General features: G+C 74.7%; 16 protein-coding genes and 1 tRNA gene. 10 read left to right on the plus strand and 7 right to left on the minus strand.

Annotated features, from left to right (window positions below; all coding sequences use genetic code 11):
• Positions 1-27: 27 nt before the first annotated feature.
• The 4 genes from WMF19_RS03380 to WMF19_RS03395 all read left to right on the plus strand — a co-directional run bounded on the left by WMF19_RS03380 (position 28) and on the right by WMF19_RS03395 (position 12,136).
• Positions 28-324: a polyhydroxyalkanoic acid system family protein gene (locus WMF19_RS03380; RefSeq protein ID WP_437327445.1), complete on the plus strand. Its 297-nt coding sequence runs from the start codon at positions 28-30 to the stop codon at positions 322-324.
• Positions 325-687: 363 nt separating this feature from the next.
• On the plus strand, positions 688-5,460 hold the full coding sequence (locus WMF19_RS03385) for a hypothetical protein (protein WP_437897767.1): 4,773 nt from the start codon (positions 688-690) through the stop codon (positions 5,458-5,460).
• Positions 5,457-11,474, plus strand: coding sequence for a hypothetical protein (locus tag WMF19_RS03390; protein WP_437897768.1), 6,018 nt, complete (start codon positions 5,457-5,459; stop codon positions 11,472-11,474). Before WMF19_RS03385 ends, WMF19_RS03390 begins: the two co-directional genes overlap by 4 nt.
• Before the next feature lie 245 nt (positions 11,475-11,719).
• Positions 11,720-12,136, plus strand: a complete 417-nt coding sequence (locus WMF19_RS03395; RefSeq protein ID WP_272097716.1) for a YkgJ family cysteine cluster protein — start codon at positions 11,720-11,722, stop codon at positions 12,134-12,136.
• Positions 12,137-12,173: 37 nt separating this feature from the next.
• Here WMF19_RS03395 and WMF19_RS03400 read toward each other — a convergent pair whose 3' ends face one another.
• From WMF19_RS03400 to WMF19_RS03420, 5 genes are all read right to left on the minus strand, one after another.
• Positions 12,174-13,811: a phytoene desaturase family protein gene (locus tag WMF19_RS03400; RefSeq protein WP_437897769.1), complete on the minus strand. Its 1,638-nt coding sequence runs from the start codon at positions 13,809-13,811 to the stop codon at positions 12,174-12,176.
• Positions 13,812-13,928: 117 nt separating this feature from the next.
• Positions 13,929-14,411, minus strand: coding sequence for a hypothetical protein (locus WMF19_RS03405; RefSeq protein WP_437897770.1), 483 nt, complete (start codon positions 14,409-14,411; stop codon positions 13,929-13,931).
• A 26-nt stretch (positions 14,412-14,437) separates the two neighbouring features.
• A complete protein-coding gene (locus WMF19_RS03410) occupies positions 14,438-15,397 on the minus strand; it encodes an MlaE family ABC transporter permease (protein WP_437897771.1) in 960 nt (319 codons plus the stop codon).
• Positions 15,387-15,947, minus strand: a complete 561-nt coding sequence (locus tag WMF19_RS03415) for a hypothetical protein (protein ID WP_437897772.1) — start codon at positions 15,945-15,947, stop codon at positions 15,387-15,389. The genes WMF19_RS03410 and WMF19_RS03415 overlap by 11 nt, the downstream gene beginning before the upstream one ends.
• 175 nt (positions 15,948-16,122) lie before the next feature.
• Positions 16,123-16,893: a rhomboid family intramembrane serine protease gene (locus WMF19_RS03420; RefSeq protein WP_437897773.1), complete on the minus strand. Its 771-nt coding sequence runs from the start codon at positions 16,891-16,893 to the stop codon at positions 16,123-16,125.
• Positions 16,894-16,956: 63 nt separating this feature from the next.
• Between WMF19_RS03420 and cysS the strand changes: the two genes are divergently transcribed.
• The 4 genes from cysS to WMF19_RS03440 all read left to right on the plus strand — a co-directional run bounded on the left by cysS (position 16,957) and on the right by WMF19_RS03440 (position 22,476).
• Entirely contained in the window at positions 16,957-18,546 is a 1,590-nt protein-coding gene (gene cysS, locus WMF19_RS03425; RefSeq protein ID WP_437897774.1) for a cysteine--tRNA ligase, read from the plus strand.
• Between the two features lie 158 nt (positions 18,547-18,704).
• Positions 18,705-19,664, plus strand: a complete 960-nt coding sequence (locus WMF19_RS03430) for a J domain-containing protein (protein WP_272097723.1) — start codon at positions 18,705-18,707, stop codon at positions 19,662-19,664.
• 161 nt (positions 19,665-19,825) lie between these two features.
• The gene (locus tag WMF19_RS03435; protein WP_437897775.1) at positions 19,826-20,797 is read left to right on the plus strand and encodes an AgmX/PglI C-terminal domain-containing protein; all 972 of its coding nucleotides are present in this window, start codon (positions 19,826-19,828) and stop codon (positions 20,795-20,797) included.
• Between the two features lie 242 nt (positions 20,798-21,039).
• Positions 21,040-22,476: a protein kinase domain-containing protein gene (locus WMF19_RS03440; RefSeq protein WP_437897776.1), complete on the plus strand. Its 1,437-nt coding sequence runs from the start codon at positions 21,040-21,042 to the stop codon at positions 22,474-22,476.
• 10 nt (positions 22,477-22,486) lie between these two features.
• Here the strand turns inward: WMF19_RS03440 and WMF19_RS03445 are convergent, their stop codons facing one another.
• Positions 22,487-23,719, minus strand: a complete 1,233-nt coding sequence (locus tag WMF19_RS03445) for a chorismate-binding protein (protein WP_437897777.1) — start codon at positions 23,717-23,719, stop codon at positions 22,487-22,489.
• A 77-nt stretch (positions 23,720-23,796) separates the two neighbouring features.
• On the opposite strand from WMF19_RS03445, the gene WMF19_RS03450 reads away from it, so the two are divergent.
• Positions 23,797-24,513 carry a TlpA family protein disulfide reductase gene (locus WMF19_RS03450; RefSeq protein WP_437897778.1) on the plus strand — a complete coding sequence of 239 codons (717 nt, stop codon included), beginning with the start codon at positions 23,797-23,799 and terminating at the stop codon, positions 24,511-24,513.
• A gap of 80 nt (positions 24,514-24,593) precedes the next feature.
• On the opposite strand, the gene WMF19_RS03455 is transcribed toward WMF19_RS03450, so the two are convergent.
• Positions 24,594-25,202, minus strand: coding sequence for a response regulator (locus WMF19_RS03455; protein WP_012233257.1), 609 nt, complete (start codon positions 25,200-25,202; stop codon positions 24,594-24,596).
• A gap of 457 nt (positions 25,203-25,659) precedes the next feature.
• Here WMF19_RS03455 and WMF19_RS03460 point away from each other — a divergent pair.
• Positions 25,660-25,733 (plus strand) — tRNA-Pro (locus WMF19_RS03460).
• Positions 25,734-25,842: the final 109 nt, after the last annotated feature.

Raw genomic sequence — 25,842 nt, forward strand, 5'->3', positions numbered from 1 at the left:
GCGGACGCGAACGAGTGGAGATACCGCATGGCGACGATCGACATCCGCCGGCAGCACGCGCTCACCAAGGACGAGGCCAGGAAGCGCGCGGAAGAGCTTGCGCGGGGCATGGAAGACAAGCTCGGCATCCAGTGGCGATGGGATGGCGACGTCATCCGGTTCGACGCGCCGGGCGGCGCCGCGAAGGGGACGAAGGGCCTCGTGCGCGTGGAGGCGTCCGCGGTGCACGTCGAGATCGACCTCCCGTTCCTGCTGAAGGCGATGAAGGGCATGGTCGAGTCGAAGGTCAACGACAAGCTCGACGCCGTGCTGGGCAGGGCCTAGCTCGCGAGCGGGCGACCTCCTCCCTCTCCCGCGCCGCGGCGCCCGCGAGCGCGCCCACCGTTCTTCGCTTTCCGGTGGTTCCGGCGGCGCACGCGGTCGACCAGCGCGCTCCGCGGATCTCCTCCCCGGGCGCGGGGCGCGCGCACATTCGTGTCCGCCGCTCGACCCACGGAACGCGCGCGGTCTGGCGCGCGGTCTGGCGCGCGGTCTGGCGCTCGACCGACTGCTCGACCGGGTGCCCGACGCTGTTCGAGCCCGCTCCCTGCCCGGCGCGCTTTACTCCGTCAGGTTCGGTTCGCTACTCTCCGCCATCGTCATGCGGTGCGCACACATGAGACCCCGTTCGGAGGCGTCGCGAGCGAGATGACGGTTCAGGCACCCGAGGGGCAGGCCGAGAGCATGACGGCCCTGATCGCGCGGCTCCGCGCGGAGCAGGGCGAGCAACCGGAGCGGCAGCTCCAGGCGCTCTTGCTGCACGAGCTCGGCGCGCTCGAGGAGGCGCTCGGCGAGGAGCCCACGGCGGCGCGCGACTACCTCGCCGCGTTCAACGCGGATCCGCAGTTCCGCGAGCCGCTCGAGGCGCTGGTCCGCATCCTCACGCGGCGCAAGTCCATCAAGAACCTCGGCAAGCTGCTCGACGCGCTCACGCGCGCCGCGGCCACGCCCGAGGAGCGGGCGCGCTCGTTCTGGGAGCGCGCGGCGTACCTCCAGGACCACGAGCAGAACCTCGCGGCGGCCAAGGAGGCGCTCGAAGAGGCGGCGCTCAGCAACCCCGAGGACGCGACCCCGTGGCTCGAGCTCGAGCTCATCGCGGCCAAGGAGGGGGACCTCCCCGGCCGGATGCGCGCCCTCGAGGCCCGCGCGGAGCTCGCGACGGACGCGACGTGGAAGGGGCTGCTCTTCATCGAGCTCGCCGACCTCGCCGCGGCGACCGAGAACGTGGAGCGCGCCTACGAGCTGCTCGACGCGGCCGCCGCGCTCGAGGGGCGGGCGCGCTTCAGGTCGCAGCTCGCGCTCGAGGTCATCGCCCGGCGCGAGGAGGACCTCGGCGCGCTCGCGCGCGCCCTCGAGGGGCAGGCGGAGCTCATCGCCGACGCGCTCGACGACGAGGCGAGCGGCGACGCCAACGGCGTCCCGCGGCACATGCGCAAGCCGGAGCACGCGGCCGACGCGTGGCTCCGCGCCGCCGAGCTGACGCAGCGGGCCGGGACGGGCGGCTTCGCGTCGCTCCTCGAGCGGGCCGCGGAGCGGCTGCCGCAGTCGACGCTGCTCGGCCGGGCGCGCATCGCCGCGCTCGAGTCGGCCGGCGAGGCCGAGGCCGCCGCCAGCCTGGCCAAGCAGGAGATCGCGCGCGGCGCGAGCGGGCCCGGCGCCGCGGCCCTGTGGCTCCGCGTCGCCGAGGCGGCGGCGCTCGCGAGCGATCGCGAGGCCGCGCTCGCGGCGCTCCGGAGCGCGCTCACGGCCGACCCGCAGTGCATCCCGGCGCGCGCGCTGGAGATCGATCTGCTCGGAGACGGTCAGGACCCGTCCGCGTTCGCGGCCTCGCTCGAGGCGACGGCGGCCTCGTACACCAGCGAAGAGGCGAGGGGGCGCGCGCTGCTCCTCGCGGCCTACGTCTGGGCGGTGCGGACGGACGACGTCGGCGCGGCGAAGGCGGCCCTGTCGCAGGCGGGCATGGCCGGCGTCCACCCGGGCGTGCTCGCGCGCTTCGGCCGGTCGTTCGCGGCGCTCCGCGGCGACGCGGCCTGGTACGAGGAGTCGACGAAGCGGCTGCTCTCGACCGGCGTCGACCCGGCCGAGAAGGCGAGCCTGTGGTTCGAGATCGGCCGGAGCCGCCTCCTCCGCGGGGACGCGGACGGCGCCGAGGGCGCCTTCGCCGAGCTCGCCAACGCCGGCGCGGACGACGGCGCCACCCCGAACGCGTGGCTCGGGCGGGCGCTCGGCGCCTTCGCGGTCGATCTCGTCCGCAGCCGGCGCGAGCGCGGCGACGAGCCCGGCGCCGCCGGCCCGCGGCGCTCGCCGACGGTCATCGAGGCGCTCGCCGAGGTCGAGGGCGAGGAGACCGCGCGCGGGCTGTGGCTCGTCGCCGCCCTGCGCAGCGCGCGCGGCGGCGATCTGGATCGCGCGCGGAGCCGGCTCCGCGCGCTCTTCGAGCGATCCGCGGACGACGAGGTCATCGCGGTCTTCCTGGCCGAGCTCCACCGGCGCGCCGGGAGCCACGCCGCCGCGGCCGCGACGCTCTCGGCCTGCGCCGCGGCGATCGACGACGCCGATCTCTCGGCGGCGCTGCACATCGAGGCGGCGATCCTGCTCTGGCGCGCCGGCGAGCGCGGGCGCGCCGTCGAGGAGCTCGAGGCGGCGCGCGGCAAGGCGCCGCGGGCCGGCGCGACGGTGCTCACCTGGGCCCTCCGCGGCCACGAGGCGAGCGATCTGGAGAGCCGGCGCCGCGCCCTCGAGGTGGCGGGCGAGGCGGGCGAGGACCCGGCGGCGCTCGCGCTGTCGCGGTTCGGCCTCGAGGTCGGCGCGGCCGAGGGCGGCGACGCCGACGAGGCGCTCGCGACGCTCGAGGCGCTGGAGTCGCAGGCGAGCGACGACCTCGCCCTGGCCGCCGCGCTCGGGCGGCTCCTCTGGCAGCCGGCCCTCGAGCAGCGGAGCGCCGTCGAGCGCGCGCTCGACTACATCGAGGAGCGGGGCGACGGCGCCGCGACGATCGCGCACGCCGAGCGCTTCCGCCTCGCGCGCACCCTGGACCAGGATCGCGCGAGCACCGCGGCGCGCGCGGCGGCGTGGGCCGCGGCCGACCCGAGCCCGCACGCCGAGCTCGAGTGGCTCGGCGCCGCGCTCGGCGCCGAGGACCGCGAGGCCGAGGTGGCCGCGCGGAGCGCGCTCGCGCGGCACATGGACGGCGAGGCCCGCGCCGCGATGGAGGCCTCGGCCGCGATCGTCGGCGCGCTCGACCAGCCGAACCTGCCGCGGCCGTTCCTGACGGGCGAGCACGCCCCCGCGCAGCTCGCCAACCTCGAGCTCGCGCTCCCCGGCTGCGATCCGCGGCGCCGCGCCGCGGCGCTGCACGGGCTCGGGGACGCGCTCGGCGAGGACGCGCAGCTCACCGCGCTCGGCCTCGCGGGCTGGTCGGACTTCGCGGCCGGGGAGCACGAGCGCGCGCTCGCCGCGTTCCGCACGGTCGTCGAGCGGCGGCCCGACGACGTCGCCGCGTGGGAGGGCGTCCGCGCGACGTCCGAGGCGCTGCGCGACCCCGTGTCGACGGCGCTCGCCTCGGCGCAGCTCGGGGCGCTCTGCAAGGACGACGCGCGCGGCGCGGGGTTCTGGGAGAGCGCCGGGCTCCTGCTCCTCCAGCACACCGAGGCGCACGACGACGCGGAGATCGCCTTCGATCGCGCGTTCTCGCGCGACCCGCGGCGCGGCGTCGCCTTCGACCGGCTCTTCCGCCGGGTCCGCGCGCGCAACGAGGACGATCGGCTGCTCGACATCATCGAGAGGCGGCTCGGCGTGGCGGACAACGACCTCGAGCTCTGCAAGCTGTTCTGGGAGCGCGCGCGCGTGCTCCGCAAGAAGGGCAAGCTCGACGACGCGCTCGCCGCGCTCGAGAACGTGACGCTGCTCGAGCCGGACCACATCGGCGCGCTGGCGCTCTCGGCCGACATCTCGAAGGCGCAGGGCGACCTCGGCCAGGCGGCCGCCTTCTACGCCGAGCTCTCGCGCGTCGCGAAGGCGCCGGGGGAGCAGCGCCTCATGTCGGGGATCACCGCGGTCGACGCCTACGAGAAGCTCGGCGAGCACGACAGGGCGCTCGAGGTGCTGGTCGGCCTGCACCGGGCCGGGCTGTCGACGCTCGTCGTCCGCGAGCGCCTCGTCCGCGTCGCCGCCCGGGTCGGCTCCTGGGACGAGGCGACGCGCCTGCTCGAGGAGCTCATGGTCGAGCGCGACACCCCCGCGGGGCGGATCGAGGCGGCGCGCCTCGCGATGGCCATCTACAGGGATCAGCTCCGCGCGCCGCGCCGCGCCGAGCGGGCCGTGGCGAAGCTCCTCGAAGAGGCGCCGGACGACGGCGAGGCGATCGATCTCGTCCTCACGACGGACTACGAGCCCGCGTTCCGCACCCGCGTGCTCGGCCGCGCCAAGGCGACGCTGATCCAGGCGCTCGCGGTCGAGCCGATCGACGCGGACCGGGTCGCGCTCCTCGCGAAGATCGCCGGCGCGGGGCAGGACGCGGCGCTCCGGCAGGCCACGCTCGGCGCGCTCGTCTCGCTCGTCCGCATCGACGACGGCATCTCCGCGGAGCTCAGGAAGATCGACGCCCGCGTCCCGGCGCGGCCGCAGATCGCCCTCGACGCCAAGGCCATGGCCGACATCGCCGATCCGCTCGACACCGGGCCCGTCGGCGAGCTGTTCGCGAAGATGGCCGAGACCATCTGCATGGCGCTCGGCCCCTCGCTCGTGTCGCTCGGCGTCGGCAAGAAGGACCGCATCGACTCGCGCGGCGGCCACCCGCTGCGCGTGGCGGTCGCCGAGTGGATGGGGGCGCTCAGCTTCGAGACGGACTTCGAGCTCTACGTCGGCGGCCCGAGCCCTCACGGCGCGACCGGCGTCTATGGCCAGCTGCCGGCGCTCGTGCTCGGCCCCGAGATCACGACGCCGCTCGACGCCGCCTCGCGCTCGGCGATCGCGCGCGAGGCGTTCGCGCTGCGCCGCGGCATCTCGTCGCTCAGGACGCGGGACGACAGCACCGTCGCCTCGCTCGTCGCGGCCGCGTGCATCGAGGCGGGCTTCACGGTCCCGCAGCCGCCCTACGCCGTCTTCGGCGAGGTCTCGCGCGCCATCCACAAGGAGATGTCGCGCGCGACCCGCAAGGCCATCGCCGACGTCTGCCAGCGCATCGTCTCGAGCCAGCAGGACCCGCTCCGCTGGGCGCAGGCCGCGCGCAGGAGCATCGACCGCATGGCCGTCATCGCCGCCGGCGACGTCTCGCTGGTCCTCTCGGACATCCTCAATACCCCGCGCGAGCAGCTCGGCGGTGTCGTCGCCGAGAGCGAGCGGGCGCGCCAGCTGGTCGCGTTCGTCCTCTCGCAGAGCTACCTCGAGCTCCGGAAGAAGCTCGGCATGGGGGTCCGGTGAGCAAGAATCCGCAATCCAAGAGCTCCTCTGGCGGCGGCGGCGACGAGGGCGCGCCGTCGCAGGAGAAGATCACGGTCCCCCCGCCGGCGATGTACGGCGCGGCGGTCTCGGAGGAGGGCGACGTCGAGGAGGCCACGCTCCTCGCGAAGATCCCCGAAGAGCTCATCCAGTCGATCCGCGGCGCCGAGGAGGGCGAGCGCGCCGGGGTAGGCGGCCTGAAGCAGCTGTTCTCCCGCGAGCCCGTGCCCGCGCCCGCGAGGCCCGCGCAGAGCGCCGGAGAGAGCGACGCGCTGCTCGACATGCTGTTCGAGGACCAGCGCGCCGAGGACGCCGACGACGGGGTCGTGACCTCGGCGCCGGCGTTGCACGGGACGCGCCGGCCCCCGGCGCCCATCCCGCCGCCGCGCCCCCCGTCGCTGCCCCGCCCCGCGGCCCCGCCCCGCTCGGGCAGCAGGCCGGGCGACGTGAAGGCGTCGCTCGGCGCCGAGGCCACGCCCGGCGATCGGACGCCGAGGATCCCGCCGCCGGCCCCGTCCGCGAGGTTCACGGCGCCGCGCCCGCAGCCCGCCGCCCCGCCGCCCCCGCTGCCGCCGCCGTCCGTGCGCCGGGAGCCCGTGTTCGAGGAGGACACCGCCGAGCCGGGCGACCGCGCGACGCCCATCCCCGACGGCGGCGACTCCCCGTTCGAGTTCGCGCCGCCCAGCGGCGCCAGCAGCGCCCGATTCGCGGAGGCGCCCGCCTTCGACGACGAGGAGACGCACGGCATCGACGACGAGGAGACCAACGCCCTCGACGAGCCCGGGCCCACGACCCGGCCGTACGCCGGCCAGTCGTCCGCCTCCACCAGCCGCTGGGACCAGGCCGCCGCCGACAGCGATCCCGGCGAGCTCGTGGACGAGTCCAGCCTGCTGAGCGGGCCGCCCGAGCCGACCGATGAAGAGCTCGAGGACGATCTCGCGCAGACGCGCGTCGCGACCCGGAGACCGGACAGCGGCGTCGCGTTCGCGCCGCCGCGGCCGTCGTCCTCGTCGCCGCGCGCGCCGTCGTCGTCGCCGCCGCGACCGTCGTCCTCGTCGCCACGCGCGGCGTCGTCGCCGGCGCGCCCGTTCTCGGCGTCCCACGTCCGGCCGTCGTTCGTGCCGACGTCGTCGTCGTTGTCGTCGACGCCGCGCGCGGCGTCGTCGCCGCCGCCGCGGCCGTCGTCGGCCCGCGTCCCGTCGGCGCCTCCTGCGGGCCCGTCGTCGCCTCCTTCTTCCCTCGCGCCGGAGAGCCTCCCGCCGCTGCCCTCGATCCCGCCGCCCGCCTCGGTGTTCGACGGCGAGCAGGACGCGAGCGCGATCCTCGTCCAGTCGCAGCAGCGCGACGTGTGGGCGGCGCGCGCCGCGTGGCTCCGCTCCGAGGCCGAGCTCATCGAGGACCCCGCGGCCCGGGCGCGCGCGCAGCTCCCCGTCGCCGAGCTCTACGTGATGGCCGGGGAGGACGCCGCCGCCCGCGCCATCGCCGCCGAGGCGCGCGATCTCGCCCCGAGCCAGATCTTCGCGCACCGCCAGCTCCGCGGCCTCCTGATGCGCGAGGGGGATCTGCCCGCCGCGCTCGAGGCGCTGGAGAGCGAGACCCGCGTCCTCGGCACGCCGGCCGCGCGCTGCCACAACCTCGTGCTCGGCGCGGAGCTCTGCCGCATCCCGCTCGCGGATCCCGAGGGCGCCCACAAACGCTTCGAGCTCGCGGCGCGGACGCACCCCGCCGATCCGCGCGCGCACGTCCAGCGCTTCTGCGAGGCGCTCGCCGCGCCGGACTCGGACGCGGCGGCCTCCGCCGTGATCGCGAAGTTCCGCCTCCCCGAGGCGCCCGAGCTCGCGCCGCTCGCCGCGGCGGGCGCTCAGGTCGCAGCGCACCGCGGCGCGGCGCGGCCCGCGCGCGGCCGCGTCGCCTCCGCCACGCCGTACGAGGCGCTGCTCCGCGCCCGCGCCCTGCTCCGCGCCGGCGACCTCGCCGAGGGCCTCGCGAGCCTCGATCCCCTGCGCGGCACCTCGCTCGCGCCCGCCGTCGCGTGGCTCACCGCCGCGCTGAGCGCCGCGCGCAAGGAGACCCGCCCGGCGTCGCTCGGCGCGCTCCGCAGCGTCGCCTCCGGCTCGCACGGCGGCCAGGCGCGCCGCGCCCTCGCGGCGCAGGCGATCGAGCTCGGCGACGCCGCCGCCGTGCGCGACGCGACGCTCGACGACGGCGACGCCGGCGGCGCCTTCTCGCCGGCCGATCGCATCGTCCTCTCGGCGCTCGCCGGCGGCGCCGCGGGCGAGATCGATCCGTGGCTGGACGCCCTCGCCGACGATCCCGACTTCGCGCCGCTCTGCGCCGCGGCGAGCGCCGCCCTGAGCGACGCCGGCGGCGACGGCGCGGTGGCCTCCGCGGACGGCGCGCCCGCGTCGAGGGGCGTGCGCCCCCTCGGCGGCCCGAGGGCCCGCGCCGCCGCGGCCCTCGGCCGCGCGCTCTCGCGCGAGGCCGTCCCCGCCGAGGGCGGCGTCGACGCGAGCGACGCCTTCTCCCGCGCGGTCGTCACCTACGGCGACACCGCGCCGGAGAGCCCGCTCTTCCGGGCCCTCGCGCTCGAGCTCGATCTCGACGGCGATCGCGGCGCCCGCGTCGCCAGGGCCGTGGCGTCGCTGCGCGAGGTCGCGTCCGAGCGCGACGGCGCGCTCGCCGCCGCCGTCCTCGCGGAGATCGCCGGCGATCAGCGCGCGGCGATGGGCGATCTCGATCGCGCCCGCGCCGCGGACCCGCAGCACGAGGGCGCCGCGCGCGCCCGCGCCGCCCAGGAGAGCGGCGTCGGCGCGGCCCGCATCCTCGCGGAGCACGCGCTCACGCTCGACGAGGGGCCGCGGGCCGCGGTGCTCGTCACCGAGGCGGCGATCCGCCTGCTCGACGGCGGCGACAACGAGGAGGGCGAGCGCCTGCTCTCGCGCGCCGCGCAGATCGATCCGAAGCTCCCCGTCGCGCTCCACCTCGGCGAGCGGAGCGCGCGCGCCCGGGTGGACCGCGACGGCCTCCTCGAGTGGCTCAGGACCCGCCGCGAGGGCGCCGCCGATCCCCTCGAGCGGGCCCACGATCTCGTCCGCGAGGCGCTCCTCGTCGCCGAGGCCGACCCCGCGGCCGCCGCGTCGCTCCTCGAGACGGCGCACCGCTCGCGCCCGCAGGACATCGGCCTGCGCGAGCTCTTCGAGCGGCTCGCGCCGGAGCCGCCCGCCGACCGCGCCTCCTGGCGCGCCGAGCGCGCCGCCGAGCTCCTGCGCGCCCTCCAGAGCGAGGGTGAGGGCGGCGACGGCGGCGGCGACCGCGCCGCCGCGGGCATCGAGGCCGCTCGCCTCGCGCTCGAGGCCGCCCTCGACCACGAGCGCGCCGGCGATCTCGCGCAGGCCGCCGCGTGCGCCCGCCAGGCGATCGCCGCCGGGGACACGGCGCTCGCGCCGATCGCCCTCTACCGCGCGGCCGTCGCGGGCCACGGCACGGGAGAGCTCGTCGACGCCCTGATCCCGCGCGCCCGCGAGGCGGCGGACGCGGCGGAGCGCCTCGACATCTACGAGCGCCTCGCGGAGCTCGACGAGCAAGGGCGCAAGGACGCCGGCAGCGCCCTGCTGTGGCGCCGCTCCATCCTGGAGGAGACGCCGCACCACCTGCCGACGCTCCGCCGCGTCGCCTCCTACCTCATCGGCGAGGGCCGCGACGAGGAGCTCGAGCCGATCGCCCTCGAGATCGCGCGTGTCCTCGACGGCCCGGAGGCGATCGCCCACGCGCTCCTGTCAGCGCGGCTGCGCCTGCGCGTGCTCCCGTGGGAGGAGGCGCTCGAGCCGGTCCAGATCGCGTACAGGAACGAGCCCCGCGGCATCTGGGCGCTGCGCCAGATGGCCGCCCAGGCCCGCGCGAAGGCGGATCACGCCCTCGCGATCGAGGCGGATCGCCAGCTCATCGAGCGCACCGATCGCCCGTCCGAGGCCGCGGCCCTCTCGGTGCGCGCCGCCAGGGACGCCCTGCTGGCCGGCTCGATCGAGGACGCCGTCGCCTTTTTCCGGCACGCGATCACGCTCGTCCCGCACTACCTCGTCGCGCACCTCGACCTCGCCGACGCGCTCGATCGCGGCGGCGACCCGGCGGCCGCCGCCGCGGCGCTCGAGTCCGCCGCGGGCGCGAGCGTCGGCCCCGAGGGGCGCGCGCACTCGCTCTACGCCGCGGCCGTCCTCTGGCAGGACAAGGTCCAGAACGTCGCGCGGGCGCGCGACGTCCTCGAGGCGGTCGCCACGGTCGATCCGTCGTACGCCGACGTCTTCTCGCGGCTCAGGGCCATCTACATCGCCGAGGGGGCGCGCGCCGAGCTCGCCGCGCTCCTCGAGCGCCGCCTCGAGGCGGTGACGGATCCCGCGGAGCGGGTCGAGATGGAGGTCCTGCGCGGCCGGGCGCTCGCCGACGTCGGCGACGCGGCGGCCGCGAAGCGCGCGCTCGCCGCCGCGCTCGACGCGAACCCCGATCACGTCGAGGCCCTGTCCGCGTTCGCCGACGTCTGCGCCGGCGAGGGCGACTGGGCCGGCGCCGAGCAGGCGTGGATCCGCCTCGCGCGCCTCGTGCCCGAGCCCGCGAAGCAGGTCGCGATCTACCTCCGCCTCGGCGAGCTCTACGACGAGCACCTGCCGAACGCGGAGCGCGCCGAGCTCGCCTACCAGGAGATCCTGAAGCGCTCGCCGGGCGACGTGAGCGCGCGCGAGCGCCTCGTCTCGCTCTACAAGCGCGCCGGCGACGGCGCCCGCGCGCTCGAGCAGCAGAACCTCCTCATCAACGCCGCGGAGGCGCCCGAGCAGAAGTGCCGCCGCACCGCGGAGCTCGCCGAGATCTACGAGGCGATGGGGGACGCGAAGAAGGCCGAGGCCACGCTGCTCACGGCCCGCAAGACGTGGCCGAAGGACGACTTCGCGCTCGGCGCGCTGGCCCGCTACTACCAGCGCACCGAGCAGGCCTCCGCGGCGGCGACCCTGCTCGATCGCGCGCTCGCCGACGCGCGCCGCGCGCTCAACACCGGCCGCTTCGAGCCCTACCTCTTCTCGACGGTCGCGACGGTCGCGGAGCTCCGCGGCCGCGCCGGCGCCGCGAGGATCGCGCGCGCGACGGTCGACGCGCTCGACGGCCGCGACGCCGCGATGGGCGGCGCGGGCAACGCCGCCGGCGCGGCCCGCCTCGACGCCCACCTCGCGCCGGAGCTCATGACCCCGGCGTTCCGGGAGCTCCTGCTCAAGACGGGCCCGCTGCTCGACGCCGCGGTGCCGTTCGATCTCGACTCGATCCGCGCGACGCCGCTGCCGCCCCAGCACGCCGAGATCACCGATCTCGCGCGCGGCGTCGGCGCGGCGTACGGCCTCCCCAACCTGCAGGTCTTCATGACGGGCGCGCTCGGCGCCGTCTGCGTGCCGGCGTCCACGAGCCCGCCCAAGATCGTCCTCGGCCAGGCCCTCGTCACCTCGCCGCGCGAGGACGTCCGGCTGGCCCTCATCCACCGTGCCGTCAAGATCCTCCAGACCAACGCCTCGGCCTTCTCGCGGACGGCGCCGATCGATCTCTGGCCGCTGCTCGCGGCTTACCTGAAGGCGTTCGTCCCGACGTGGTCGCCGCAGGGCGCGGACGCCGGGCGCCTGCGCGAGTACCACGGCCGCATCGAGCGGGTGATGGCGGGCGGCGTGGATCCGAAGATCAGCGTGCTCGCCGCCGACGTCATCGGCTCGATCGGCAACCGCGCCTCGACGTTGAACACCGCGATCAACGGCTGGGGGAACCGGGCCGCGTTCCTCGCCGTGGGCGACATCAACGTCGTCCTCACGGGCATCGCCTGGTCCGGCGGCAACACGAACGCGCCGCCCGCCGCGGGCAAGGACCGCGTCACCTGGATCGGGCGCAACGCGGAGGCGCGCGACCTCATCGTCTTCGCCGTGAGCGACGGCCTGACCGAGGCGCGGGAGCAGCTCGGGTTCAACGAGTGAAGGCTGGCGGGCGCCCGCGCGCTACGCGCCGCCCGCGCCTCATCGCGTCATCGTCACACCGTCATCGCGCATCGCGTTCCTGACGCGTTCCCATCGCAGGATTGCACCGTGGCGCTATGTTGAGCGCGCGTCGTGGCGAGCACTTCGCCGTCGCGGAGGCTTGCTCGGCCGCGTATGCTCCGCTGCCCGCCAGCGAGCGCTCGGCCTCTCCGCCCCGACATCGGCTGCACGTCCCCTCACGATCCATGACGACGACCCTCAAGGCCAAGCCCCGCGTCTCTTACGATTGCTCGAAGTGCCCGGCGTACTGCTGCTCCATCTACGAGCGGGTCGAGGTCACGCCGCGCGACCTGCGGCGGCTCGCCCGCCATTTCGGCCTCACGCTCGAGGCCGCCGAGGCGCGCTTCACGAAGCGCTACAACGAAGAGCGCATCCTCCGGCGGCAGTCGGATCCGGTGCTCGGCCGCGTCTGCCGCTTCCTCGATCTCACGACCCGCGGCTGCACCATTTACGAGGCCCGGCCCGAGGTCTGCCGCGATTACCCGGGCAGGCCGCGGTGTGGCTACTACGACGTGCTCCAGTTCGAGCGGGAGACGCAGGACGATCCCGACGTGATGCCGCTCGTGCAGATCACGTTCCGGTCCAGGACGCCGGCCGGTTAACCCTCGACAGCGCGGCTCGAGCGCGGCTCGCGTCCCCTCACGTCCACTCGGGCAGCTCGTCGCCCGTGTCCGCCTGCGCCGCCGCGCTCGCCTTCCTCCGCTCGTGAAGCCACTCCTCCGGCCGATCGGCGGGATAGACGCGCAGCGAGCCGTCGGCCGGCCCGAGCAGATCCTCCGTGCGCGCCGCGCCCGTGATCCGCTGCGCGGCGATGAGGCCCGACATCGCGGCGCCTGCCACCCCGTGGCTCAGCGTGCTGGCGCCGCACTGGTACAGCCCCGGGATCCTCGTCCCGATCGAGAACGACAGCGGGCCGAGCTGCCACCTCGTCTTGGCGGTGCCGTAGGCGGCGCCGCGGTGCGAGGCGCAGTAGAAGTCGTTGGTCAGCGGCGTCGCCACCGAGCGGAACGCGAGCGCGCGCGAGATGCCCGGGATGACGTTCTCCGCCGCCGCGATCATCTGATCTCCGATCGACTCCTTGAACGCCTCGTACTCCGCCCCTCGCTCGCCCGTGCGGGTCTTCTCCCAGCGCGTGAAGGGGCCGTGGGGCACGAACGTGAACATCTCGATCGTGTGGTGGTTGCCCCGGGTCGGGTGGCCCGGGTCCTTCAGCGTCGTGATGGTCAGGAACAGCCCGTCCACCGCCCCGCGCGGCAGCTGGTGCTCCATGCGCTCGTAGAGGCGCCCCACGTCTTGCCCGCGGTACCACCAGTAGTTGCCCGAGTCGTAACCCATCGACCGGAGGTCCATGTCCACCGCGCAGAACACGCTGAGCAGGCTCACCGAGTATTCCATCCGCTGGACCTTGCGGCGCTCGCGGGCGGTCAGCTCGGGCGGCAGCAGCTCTCCATAGGTGATCGCCGGGTCCGCGTTCGAGACGACGCTCGCCGCGCGCAGGACCTCTCCCCCCTCCAGCTCGACGCCGGCCGCTCTCCCCCGCTCGACGAGGATCCTCTTCACCCGCGCGCGCGTCCGCACCTGCCCGCCGAGCCGGCGAAGGGCCCTGATCATCGCGAGCGGGATGCGCTTCGCGCCCCCGCGCGGGTAGTACCCCCCGTCCATGTAATGGCAGACGATCCCCGCGTGAACCGGCAGCGCCACGCGCGACGGCGAGAGGCCGTGATCGCCCCCCTGCGCCGACAGGAACGCGCGCAGCAGGGGATCGCGGATCGTCGCGTCCAGCAGATCCTCCTGCGTGCGGAGGCCCCAGCGCACGAGGCTCGGTACCTTGAACGGCGCGAGCAGCACCCTCGGGAACTCGAGCGTCTCCTCGAGGCGCCCGAGATCGTCGTTGACCCCGCGCAGCACACGGAAGTACCGCGCTATCCCCGCGGCCTCGCGCGGGAACCGCGCCGTGAGCCGGGCGATGAGCCGATCGAGGCCCTTGGGCACGTCGAGCCGCTCGTCGCCGATGATCAGGTGATCGAGCCCGTCCGGGTTGAGCTCGCAGAACTCGAGATCTCCCGAGAGCCCGAGCCCCTCGTACAGCCGCCGCACGGCGCCCCCCGGGCCGAGCCCGCCGATATAGTGGACGCCCGGGCTGAACAGATACCCGTTCAACGAGAAGCTGTGGGTCCACCCGCCGGGGAGGTAGTGCTGCTCGACGACGAGCACCTTCTGCCCCGCGCGCGCCAGCGCGAGCGCCGCAGTGAGGCCGCCGGCGCCCGATCCGATCACGACGGTATCCGCGTGCCGCATGACGCTACCCCCCCGGACTGCGATGCTCCAGGGGCGTGGTCGGGTGCGCGCTCGTGCCCGCGATGGCCCCGCCTCTCGCTGGTCGCTTGCGCGCTGTTACCCGCCGTCTCGCTTGCCGCCGTCTCGCTTGCCGCCGTCGGGCGGCGCTCCGGCGTCGGGCGGCGCCCTGTCCGCCTTCTCCATGTTCATGAGCGGCAGCGGGCAGACGACGGGCACGGCGCGCGCGGGGGTCTGCGCCGACTCGCGGAAGCATGTCTTGCCGGTCAGGCGGAGGCGCTCGCCCACCTCGAGGTCGGGCGGGCACACGACCGCCTGGGACGCGGAGACGAGGTCCCCGTCGATCCAGAAGAGCTCGCAGCCGTCGTCCGTCCGGCGGAGGTGGTAGTGCCGCGTCGGCCGCCGCGGCGCCGGCGCGCCCTCCGGCAGCGCGGCGCCGCCGTCGCTCGCCTCCGCGACCCCGCCCTCCCTCCCGGCGTCCCCCTGGCACGCGGTCACCCCGAACGGCACGCCGAACAGCACCCCGGCCAGCAGCACCGGCAGGAGCCCGGCCAGCGTTCGCTGCGGCGTCGGCGGCGGCATCTGGGCGCCTCCCGGACCGCCCCTGCTCACCGGGTCGGGAAGAGCAGGATGGACATCTTGGTCAGGAAGAAGTCGGCGATCAGGATGGAGATCGACGTCACCACCACCGTGCGCGTGGTCGCGTGGCCGACGCCCTCCGTCCCGCCCCGCGTGATCAGCCCGAAGTGGCACCCGACGAGCGCGATGATCGCCCCGAAGAAGGGCGTCTTGTACATCCCGCTGAAGTAATCCATGAACGTGACGGAGCCGAGCGCCGTCCTCAGGAAGAAGCCGGCGGGGATGCCGAACTCGGTCGCGCAGACCAGCATCGCCCCGCCGAAGCCCAGCACGAGCGCGAACGCGCCGAGCACGGGCATCACCACGACGCTCGCGAGCAGCCGCGGCAGGACGAGCTTCTTCACCGGGCTGGCGCCGAGGGCGCGGATCGCGTCGATCTGCTCGGTGACGGCCATCGACCCGACCTCCGCCGCGATGCCGGCGCCGATGCGGCCGCCGACGATCACCGCGGTCAGCGTCGGCGCCAGCTCGCGCGAGAAGGACAGGCCGATGATGCGGCCCGTGTACTCCATGCCGCCGAACTTCTGCAGGCCGATGGCGAACTGCACCGCCATGACCATCCCGACGAACAGCGCCGTCACCGACGCGATGGCGGCCGAGCGGACGCCGAGCGCCTCCATCTGATAGAGGGTCGAGCGGATCTCGAGCGGCCGCTCGAACATCGACTTGAGCGCCCCCCAGGTCATCCGCCCGAACTGCCCGAGGTGCTCGACGAACGCGACAGCGGTCTCGTTGAGCCGGGCGAGGAGCGGGGGGAGCTGCGGACCGGGCAGGCTGTTCGGCGGCAGGCTCTGCGGGGGCACGCTGGTCGGCTTCGGCTGCACGCTCTGCGGAGGCACGCTGGTCGAGCCCGCGCCGGAGGAGGCGGCCGGCGGGCTGTTCGAGGCGGGCGGCGGCGCCGCCAGGAGCCGTTTGCGATCAGTCGTCATCGGTCGACAGGGTCGAGAAGCCGCGGACCATCCGTGTGAACGCCGGCTCGCTGGCGGCGTAGCGGGCGGGATCGGCGATGAGGAGCATGTCGTAGACGCAGCCGTTCTTCTTGAGCACCCAGATGTCGAAGACCTTCGGCACCCCGTCGAGCTTCGCCGACATGACGGTGTGCATCGCCTCGCGGCCGTCGAACGGCACGACCTCCTGCTTCAGCACCTCGCGCTCGGTGAAGTGCAGGAAGAGGTGGTTGGTCAGCGAGACGAGCGGGACGTCCTCCTCGTTCCGGCAGCGCCCGTTGAGGGCGATCGTCGCCCCGTTCGCGTCGTCGCGGTACGCCACCGCGGCGTCTGACACCTCGAGCCGCTTCCAGCTCGCCGGCGCCGGAGGCACGCGGAACGCCACGTCCTTGCCGCGGTAGACCGTTCCGTCGAACGACGCCCCTCCGCAGCCGGCGAGCGCGATCGCGACGGCGAGGAGCCAGGCTCGGGGGTCCGCCGCCTCGCCCGCAGAACCCGCGGCGGTGAGGCGCCTTCGAAGGGGTCGTCGCATCGCTGCGGGCCGACGCTATCACGCTTTTGCATCCTGGGCGAACCACGAGCAGCCCGGCCGTTCGGGCGAGATCCTTCGGATCTCACCGGCCTTTTCGCCGCGCGCCGCGTACGGCGCGCCGCACCTCGGGTCGCTCCTGGCCGCGCCTCGGGGCGCTCCTGGCCGAGCGTCACCGCTACCAGGAATCCCGCCGCCGCGGCGCGTCCCACGGCGCGGCCCGGCGGGCAGCGGGGCGTCGGGGGCGAAACTGCTGCCAGCGCTCGTGCTCGCGCCGGGGGCGCCCCGTCATGAAGACGCGGACGAGGAAGAGCCCGGCGACGAACCCCCCGAGGTGCGCGAAGAACGCCACGCCGCCGCCGCTCACGCCGATGGAGCCGAGCCCGTTCAGCAGGTTCACCACGAAGTACGCGAGGATGACCAGCCACGCCGGGAGCTCGAGGAACAGCCCGAAGATGAACCACAGGAGGAAGATCGGGTTCAGCACCGTGATCGGCGATCGCGGGTAGAGCGACGCGTACGCGGCCAGCACGCCCGAGATCGCGCCCGAGGCGCCCACCATCGGGATCGCCGAGCCGGGATCGATGACGATCTGCGCGCCCGCGGCGGCGATCCCGGACAGCACATAGAACGCCGCGTAGCGGGCGCTGCCCAGCGCGTCCTCGACGTTGTCGCCGAAGATCCAGAGGAACAGCATGTTCCCGCCGAGGTGGGCCCACCCCGTCGGATCGTGCAGGAACATGCTGCTGAAGACCGTCCACCACGCGTCGCCCGGCGCTTCGAGGAACTGCCGGGGGACGAGGCCCCACGCCGAGAGCAGCCGGTCGGGCGGGAACCCGCCCGTGATCAGCGACCGCATCCAGAAGAAACCGAGGATGTTGAGCGCGATCAGCAGGTAGTTGACGATCGGCGTCTTTCGGGTGGGCAGTTGGTCACGGAGGGGCAGCATCGCGAACACCTTAAGCACGCGGGCCCGTGACAGCATCCGCCCGCCTTGATAGACCCCCGGCCGATGTCCGCCCTGCGCCTCCACGACACGCTGACCCAGAAGCTCGCCCCGCTCGCCCCGCGGCGGCCTGGCGAGGTCCGCATCTACTGCTGCGGCCCGACGACCTACGACGTCGCGCACGTGGGGCACGGCCGCGCCGCGCTCGCCCCGGATATCCTCGTCCGCCACCTGAGGGCGCGCGGCCTCCGCGCCGTCTACGTTCGAAACGTCACGGACGTCGACGACAAGATCCTCCAGCGGTCGGCCGAGTCCGGCGAGCCGCCCATGGACCTGTCGGCGCGGATGGCTCGCCTGTACCAGGAGGACGTCGCCGCCCTCGGCTGTCTGGCGCCCGACGTCGAGCCGAAGGTCTCGGAGCACATCCCGGAGGTCATCGCCCTCGTCGAGCGGCTGATCGAGCGAGGCGCGGCCTATGTCGTCGAGCGCCCCGGAGACGCGCGCGACGTTAGCGGCGTTCGCGACGTGTATTACTCCGTCCGCAGCTTCCCCTCCTACGGCAAGCTCTCGAAGCGCAACCTCGACGAGCTGCGGGTCGGCGCGCGCGTCGGTCCGTGCGAGGACAAGCGCGATCCGCTCGACTTCGCGCTCTGGAAGGGGGTCGCCCCCGGCGGGTGGGGCTGGGACAGCCCGTGGGGCAAGGGGCGCCCCGGGTGGCACATCGAGTGCTCCGCCATGGCGGGCCGCTACCTCGGGGCCGGCTTCGACGTCCACTGCGGCGGCATGGATCTCGTCTTTCCCCATCACGAGAACGAGATCGCCCAGAGCGAGGCCGCCCATCCGGACGACGCGCCGCTCGCCTCGATCTGGATCCACAACGGCTTCGTCAACGTCGACAAGGAGAAGATGGCGAAGTCGCTCGGCAACTTCGTCAAGCTCCGCGACGTCTACGCGCGCAACGACCCGGAGGCGCTCCGCTACTTCCTGCTCACGGTCCACTACCGGGGCCCGCTCGAGTTCGACACCCACAAGCGCGACGACGGCCGCGTCGTCTTCCCCGGCGTTGTCGAGGCCGAGCGCCGCGTCGACTACCTGTACGCGACGCTCGATCGACTCGCCGCGCTCGCCGCGCTCGCCGGCCCGCCCGCCGCCGGCGAGGGAGCCGCGCCGGAGCTGCCCGCGCGGCTCCCGAAGGGGTTCGCGGCGCTCGCCGCCCTCGCCGACGGCGCGCCGGCCCGCGCCGCCGCCGCGCTCGACGACGACCTCAACACCCCCGTCGTGCTCTCGATCATCGCCGAGGTCGCCAAGGCCGCCAACGAGCTCGCCGACGTCGCGCAGCGGCGGGGGAAGGACCAGGACGTCGCCAGCGCCGCCCCGCCGCTCGCGCGCCGCCTCCACGCGGCCCTGCGGTCCTCGCTCGACGCCCTCGGCCTGCTGCAGACGCCGTCGCCGGTCTACCAGGCCCGCACGCAGGAGCAGCGCCTCGGGCTCCTCGGCACGACCCGGCAGGCGATCGAGGCGAAGCTCGCCGAGCGCGCCGCGGCGCGCTCCGCGAAGGACTTCGCGCGGGGCGACGCCCTCCGCAAGGAGCTCGAGCGCGACGGCATCGAGGTTGCCGACTCTCCCACCGGCACGACATTCCGGGTGGGCGCCTGAGGCGCGCCGCGCCGCGCGCGTTCCACCGCTGACGGCTCGTGCAGGCGGCGGCCCCAGTGGACGAGGACAGACGGGGGATCTAGGTTTCGGCCCGATGAAGGCCCGTAGCGGTCCGCAGGCCTCGCACCTCCCGCGGACCAGAACGATGACGGACGACCATGGCTCGTGATCTCTACTCCGTGCTCGGCGTCTCGCGCGACGCGGACGAGGACAGCATCAAGAAGGCGTTCCGCAAGCTCGCGATGAAGTACCACCCGGACAAGAGCCCGGGGAAGGCCAACGAGCAAAAGTTCAAGGAGATCAACCAGGCTCACGAGGTGCTGAGCGACAAGACAAAGCGCGCGCTGTACGACGAGTTCGGCGAGGAGAGCCTCTCGCAGAACTTCGATCCCGAGCGCGCCCGCGCCTACCGCCGCTACGCGAACGCGCGGGCCGGCGGCGGGGGCCGCGGCCCCGGCGGCTTCGACGTCCAGGAGATCTTCGGCAACGCCCCCGGCGGAGGCGACCTCGGTGACATCCTCGGCGACCTCTTTGGCCGCGGCGGCCGTGCCGGCGCGGGCCGGCGCCCGCAGCCCGCGCGCGGCCGCGGCGGCGACATCGAGCAGAACCTCACCATCGATTTCGTGTCGGCGGTGCGCGGCACGACGCTCCAGCTCCAGCGCGAGGGGGATCCCGAGCCGGTCACGGTGCGCGTCCCGCCCGGGGCCGCCGAGGGCAGCCGCCTGCGCATCCGCGGCCAGGGCGCGCCGGGCATGGGCGGCGGCGAGCCCGGCGATCTGCTGCTCAACATCCACGTCACGCCGCACCCGTTCTTCAAGCGCGAGGGCGACGACCTCCACCTCGACGTCCCCGTCACCCTGGCCGAGGCCTACCGGGGCGAGAAGATCCGCATCCCCACGCCCGACGGCGAGGTGACGCTCAAGATCCCGGCGCGCACCCAGACCGGCCAGGTGATGCGGCTGCGCGGCAAGGGCATCGCCCGCAAGGCGAAGGAGCCCGGGGATCTCTACGTGAAGTTCGTCGTGCACGTCCCCACCGTCGACGACCCCGAGGTCGCGAAGGCGATCGACGCGCTCGACGGCAAGGTGGAGGCGCCGCGCGGCGATCTCCGGTTCTGAGCGCGGCCTCCCGGCGCGGCGCGGGCCGCGCGTACAGCGCGCTCCTCGCGGCGGCCGCCGCGCTCACAGCGTGCGCCTCGCCGGCGCCGCCGCGCCCGGCCCCGCGCGCCGCCGGCCTCTCCGCCCCGGCCGCCGCCCAGCCAGGGCGTCCGCCCCGGCGGGTGGACGCGCCGGCGCCTGCCGCCTCCTCCGCCGAGCCGCGCGCCCCGGCCGCGCCTCCGGCGGCCTCGCCTGCGGCGCCGGGCGCCTCCGTCGGGGACCCCTCCGCGGCGGCCGCCGAGGGCGACGCGCGCGGCGGCGCCTCACAGCGGCCCTCGGTCGCGATCGATCCGCCCTACAAGCTCGGCCGCCACCTCGTGCCCCGCGGCCAGGCCGAGGTGGCGGAGCGGGATCGCTGGAACGCCGGGGGCAGGGGGGATCCCCCCGCGCCGCCGCCTCCGGCCGAGGGGCACCCGCTGCCGAGGATCATCGTGGACATCGACCAGGTGAAGGGTCCGCTCAAGGCGAGCGAGGTGCAGCGCGTCGCCCGGCGGCACCTCTGGATCCACGTCTACTCGTGCTACCGCCTCCGCGCGTACCGGGACCCGACGCTGCACGGCAAGACGACGGTGCGGCTCACGGTGAGCCGCGCCGGCAAGGTCACGGGGGCGCGCGCCACCTCGTCCACGCTCTCCGCGCCGGACGTCGTCTCGTGCCTCGCCGCGCGCGCGCGGTCGCTCCCGCTCCCCGGGGCCAAGGCCGGCTCGACCATCGTGGCCACGCTGCAGGTCTATCCGGGCGACGAGCCGGTCGAGCCCCCGCCGTCCGTCCTCGCTCCTGGCCCTGGCGAGCTCGGGCCGGACGCGATCTCCGCCGCCCTGGCCGAGGCCTTGCCGGCGTGGCGGAGCTGCTACGAAGAGGCCCTCGCGGGCGCGCCGGCGCTCTGGGGCCGCCTCGCGATCCGCTTCCACGTGACCGACAGCGGCGCCGTCGACGAGGCCTTCGAGGCCGAGTCGCGCTTCCCGGACGAACGGCTCACCCGCTGCGTGCTCCGGCGCGCGCGAGCGCTCACGTTCCCGGCGCCGGAGGGCGGCGACCTGCGCTTCGTCGCGCCGCTCCGTTTTTCGCCCGAGCCGCGGCCCTCAGCACCCTAGTCGCGCCGCCTGACGCGGCACCTACCTCGGCGCCCGGATTCGGTCCGCCCCAACCGGGACGAGCCCCGTGTGCTCCGCGACACGATTCGCCCCTTCCCGCGCGCGGCGTGCGGTGCGAACGCTCCCGCCGCCTGCGCGGCCGACGCGGTCGGACAAGCAAACCGTGCAGCGATCCGCAACGCCAAATTGCGCCGCATGGCGTATGTGCAACTTTACGGTGGGGGAGGAGGCTCAGGTAACCAATGGACATCTCACCGGGCACCATCGTTGGGGGGAAATATCTGCTGGAGAGGCAGCTCGCGCGTCCGTTCGCGCGGATCGCGCGCGACCGCGGCTCGGTCTGGACCGCGCGCGAGCTGCAGCTGGGCGTTCGCGTCGCCCTGAAGCTCTTCGACCCCGACGCTGGCGCCACGGGGGAGATCCTCTGGCTCGACCGCTGGGTCCGCGCCGCCGCCGAGCTCTCGTCGCGGCACGTCGTGAGCGTGCGCGATCACGGCATCGAGGACGGCGTCGTCTACCTGGCGATGGACCTGCTCTCCGGCGAGGATCTGGCGGCGCGCCTGGTCCGGCGCGGCCGGCTCTCGCTGGAGGAGTCCGCGCGCATCGCGGCGCAGGCCGGCGACGCCCTGCAGGCCGCCCATGCGGCGGGCCTCCTTCACCAGAGCCTCCGGCCGGAGAGCCTCTTCCTCGCGCTGGAGGGCGACGAGGAGGTCGTGAAGGTGCTCGACTTCGGCCTCCCGAGGGCGCTCGCGCCGCGGCTCGTGGGCGAGATCGCGGCCGAGGTGAGCGCGGGCGCGCTCCACTACCTCAGCCCGGAGCAGATCCGGGCGGAGCGGACCCTCGACGCGCAGACCGATCTCTGGTCGCTGGCCGCGATCCTGTTTCGCGCGGTCACCGGTCACCTCCCGTTCCCCGGCGACGTCGCCAGCGTCGTCGCCTCGAAGATCCTGCTCGCGCCGGTGCCCGTCGCGACGCGGCTCGCGCCGAGGCTGCCTGCCGCCCTGGACGGCTTCTTCGAGAAGGCGTTCGCGCGCGACCGGGCCCGGCGCTTCCGCTCGGTGGAGGAGATGGTGGGGTCGTTCGCCAGCATCGCGGAGCACGCGCCGCCGCCCTCCTCCGGCCTCCAGCGCCCGCCCGTGTCGGCGCGCGCTTCCGGGGTCGCCTCGGTGCGGGCGCCGGTCGTGACGTTCGCGCAGGCGAGCGCGGCGGCCCCTCGCGCTGCCGCGCGGCTGGAGGCCGGCTCCGAGCCGCCGACCGCGAGCCGGACGACGCCGCCGGACACCCTGCTCGCCGCCGAGAGCGCCGGCGTCCTGCGCGGGCTCGCGTCGCCCGCGCGCCTCGGCTGGCTCCTCCCCGCCGGCCTCGTCGCGCTGATGGGCGTCGCGACGCTCGTGACGCTCACGCGGCCCGAGCGCCCGAGGCCTGCGATGGCCGCGACCGGCGCCAGGGCGGCCGTGCACTCGGCGGTGCTCGCCGCCGGCAAGGCCCAGGCGGCGCGCACCGCCGCGCTCGAGGCGGCCGCCTCGCCGCCGGCGCGGCCCGAGCCTTCTCAGCTCGGCGCGCGCGCGGCCGCGGCCGCGCCCCAGGCCGCCGCTTCGTCGCGCCTCGCGCGGCCGGGCACCGCCACGGGGGCGGCCGCCTCGGGCGGTCGCGCGCGCCAGAGCCTGGCGCACGACTGAGCGCGGCGCGCTACGCGCTCCGGACCGCGTCGTCGTCGGCCTTCTCTGCGGCGGCCTTCTCGGCGGCTGCCCTCTTCTCCGCGGCCGCGTCGCTCGCCTTGCGCGCCTCCTGCGCCGCGCGGATCGCCGACAGCGCCGCGCGCGCGTCGCCGCGCGTCCGTTCCGACGCCGCGCGCGGGTCGCTCCCGTCCCCGATGCGCGCGCCGGTCATCGTCTCGAAGTACCCCGCCTCGACCCAGACGGCGCCGAGCGTGTGCGCCATCTCCGCGCCCTCCGGCCCGAAGTACCCGACCGAGCCGCCGTAGATCTGGCGCGGGCCGACCTCGAGGCGACGGCTGACGCCGCTCGCGCGCGCCGCCGGCGCGCCGACCGCGCTGCCGCACGCGAAGGCGGCGCGCAGCGCCTCGACGGGCGACGCGTCGCCTGCGCTCGCCCCCGCCGATGGATCGCGCTCGAGGCGGACGAGCGTCTCGCCCGACGCGCCCGCCACGGTGAGCCCCGGCGCGAACGGCGACTCCGCGAAGTCGAGGAAGTAGAGGTGGGTCGACGGCGCGAGCACCCGCAGCGCCCGGTACACGTCGAACGGATCCGCGCCGCGCAGCGGGGCTCGGAACCTGCGGGCGAGCACGACCTCCTTCGCCTCGCCGGCCGCGACGCGCTCGTGCGCGGCGGCCACCTTCGCGGCGAAGTCCTCGTCGGCCACCGGCGTCTCGACGTGCTCTGGCAGGGCCTGCGGATCGAGCGCGGGGAGGCTCATCTGCTCTGGCCCGTGCGACAGCTCCCAGGCGCATCGGCTCACGGCGCCTTGCGACTGGCCGGCGATGGTCATGGTCTGCGCCACGCTGTCGAACACGACGACGGTCGCGTCCTTCATGACCCGTCCGAGGTAGGCCTCGTCGGGCCACGGCTCGACGCCCAGGAGCAGGTGCACCGCATCGTAGGCGAGGAAGCCGACCCAGGCCTGACAGACGCGGGCGGCCAGGTCGCGCGCCGCGTCCTGTGCGTCCGGCGTCTCTCGTACCGCGGCTTGCGCGAGCCCGTCCGCGAGCGTGGCGAACGGGTCGAACCCGCTCGGGAGGAGGGTCTCGGCGCGCGCCCTGTAGCCGAGGATCGCATAGCGGCCCCAGCGCTCGCCGGGCAGGGCGGACTCGAGCATGAACGACGACCGGCCCGGCGACTGGGCGCGGAGCGCTGCGTAGGCGCGGACCGGCGTGACGTGATCGGCCGGCAGGGTACGGGTCACGACGGAGCTCATCGCGGCCCAGCCTACACGACGTTGCGCCGCGCGGCGAAGGCGGGCAAGGTACCTCGAAGGACGCGGTGCGAAGCGCGAACGCCCTCTCCTCGGCCCTTCGTCTGGCTGCCTGCGGCGGCTGGCTGGTGGCCTTCGTCGGCTGGCTGGCTGCCTGCGGCGGCGCGCAGCCCGTCCCGGAGGGCGCGCGCACCACGGTCGTCTCGCTGCGGAAGATCGACTGCGAGGCGTGCGGCGCCGAACTCATCGCGGATCTCCGCGAGCGCCCGGGCGTCTATTCGGCCGCGTTCGACAGGCGCCGCGCCGAGATCTCCGTCACCGCCTCGCGGTCGTTCGACGTCGCGGGGACCGTGAAGCGGCTCGCCGCCGACGAGGGGTTCGAGGCGGTGCTCGGCGCCGGCCAGGGGCAGTACGTCGGCTGGGCGACCTTCCCCGAGGGCGCGGACGCCCGGACGATCGAGGAGGGCGGCGCGGACATCCCCGACCTCGGCGCGCAGATCGTCCCGGGCAAGGTCACGGTCATCGACTTCGTGGCGGCCTGGTGCCTGCCCTGCCGCAAGCTGGACGCGCACATGGTCAAGGTGCTCGAGGCCCGCAAGGACGTCGCGTACCGCAAGCTCGACATCGTCGACTGGGACAGCCCGCTCGCCCGGCGGTACCTGAAGCAGGTCTCGAAGCTGCCGTACGTGATCGTCTTCGACAAAGCGGGCGCGCGGGTGGAGGCGATCGCCGGCCTCGCGCCCGACGAGCTCGACGCGGCGATCGAGCGCGGCGCGCGGCGCTGAGCCGGCGCTGGCCCGGGCGCGCGCGTCCACGCACGCGCGCGTCCACGCACGCGCCCGGGCGTCGCCGCTCGGCGAGCGGATCAGTAGTGGCCGAAGAGGTCCTGGATGCGCGACTCGAGCGCGACCGCGATCTTGTAGAGCGACGAGATGGACGCCGACGACTCGGCGCGCTCGATCTGCGACAGCAGCGACACGCTGAGCCCCGTGCGGCGCGCCATCTGCTTCAGCGTGAGGTCCTTGTCCTTGCGGAGGTTCCTGATCGTGTCGCCGATGACGCGGTGGAGCTGCTCCTCGGGCGTGCGCGCGAGGCCCTTCTTGCGCATGACGCGGGCGAGCACCTCGCGGAACTCGTCCACGTTGAACGGCTTCTTGATGTAGTCGACCGCGTCGAGCTTCATGGACGCGACGGCGCTCTCGAGGTTGGGGAAGCCGGTGAAGATGACGACGGCGATGTCGTTGTCGACCTTGCGGATCCGCTTGAGCACCTCGATGCCGTCGAGCTTCGGCATCATCAGGTCGAGGATGATGAGGTGGTAGCCGCCGGTGCGCACCTCTTCCTCCACGGTCGTGGGGTCGCCCAGCGTCTTGACCTGGTACCCGTCGCGCTCGAGCAGCGTCTGCATGTAGTCACAGATCGCGCGGTCGTCGTCGACGATCAGAATGCGTACAGCGGGAAGCTCAATTGCCACCTGTTCCTCCTCTCACGTCACGACCGCCGGAGCCGGCCGGTCGCCCTGGTCCGTTCTGGAAGGGGCCGCCTGTGCGGTCCCCTGCTCGAGTTGCGCGAGCAGGTGGCGAGGCCCTCACCGGCGCACCAGACGCCTCGCTCTCTGCTTCCTTTCGGCAACATCGGGATTCCAGTGACACTTTAACACGGCCTGAGCAAGTTAGGACGGGACTTTTTTCTTGCGCTCCCACGATTCTTGGCTTCGTGAAACGTCCGGGGCGCCGGGCGCTCTCCGAAGTGAGCGAATTCCTGCCGCTTTCTGTCATCTGGCTGCCATGCGGTGCGCAGGTGCTTCCGGGGATGCGGTGCGGGCCAGCGGTGCAGCGGGGGACCCCTGGTCATTTCATCTTGACAAGCGGCTCACTCTTGGCGATGTTGCGCGCCCGCTGTTGAGCGGGCGTTGCACTTGCGGCAGCGAACGGGGCGTAGCGCAGCCTGGTAGCGCACTCGGTTCGGGACCGAGGAGTCGGAGGTTCAAATCCTCTCGCCCCGACTCAGTTCATCTGGGGTTCCACGAAGGGCGGCTTGATAGCCGCCCTTCGTCGTTTGGGCGCGCCCCCGCAGCCCCGCCCGCTCTGCTCCCTCTTCCCCCCGCGTTTCAA

The sequence above is a fragment of the Sorangium sp. So ce124 genome, assembly GCF_051525235.1.
GTDB classification, from domain to species: Bacteria; Myxococcota_A; Polyangia; order Polyangiales; family Polyangiaceae; genus Sorangium; species Sorangium atrum.

Bases quoted from the DNA above. Each gene is read 5' to 3' on its own strand.
- cysS (WP_437897774.1), top strand. From the start codon at position 16,957: ATGTCCGCCCTGCGCCTCCACGACACGCTGACCCAGAAGCTCGCCCCG.
- WMF19_RS03430 (WP_272097723.1), top strand. From the start codon at position 18,705: ATGGCTCGTGATCTCTACTCCGTGCTCGGCGTCTCGCGCGACGCGGAC.
- WMF19_RS03440 (WP_437897776.1), top strand. From the start codon at position 21,040: ATGGACATCTCACCGGGCACCATCGTTGGGGGGAAATATCTGCTGGAG.
- WMF19_RS03415 (WP_437897772.1), bottom strand. From the start codon at position 15,947: ATGCGACGACCCCTTCGAAGGCGCCTCACCGCCGCGGGTTCTGCGGGC.
- WMF19_RS03385 (WP_437897767.1), top strand. From the start codon at position 688: ATGACGGTTCAGGCACCCGAGGGGCAGGCCGAGAGCATGACGGCCCTG.
- WMF19_RS03395 (WP_272097716.1), top strand. From the start codon at position 11,720: ATGACGACGACCCTCAAGGCCAAGCCCCGCGTCTCTTACGATTGCTCG.
- WMF19_RS03380 (WP_437327445.1), top strand. From the start codon at position 28: ATGGCGACGATCGACATCCGCCGGCAGCACGCGCTCACCAAGGACGAG.
- WMF19_RS03410 (WP_437897771.1), bottom strand. From the start codon at position 15,397: ATGACGACTGATCGCAAACGGCTCCTGGCGGCGCCGCCGCCCGCCTCG.
- WMF19_RS03420 (WP_437897773.1), bottom strand. From the start codon at position 16,893: ATGCTGCCCCTCCGTGACCAACTGCCCACCCGAAAGACGCCGATCGTC.
- WMF19_RS03405 (WP_437897770.1), bottom strand. From the start codon at position 14,411: ATGCCGCCGCCGACGCCGCAGCGAACGCTGGCCGGGCTCCTGCCGGTG.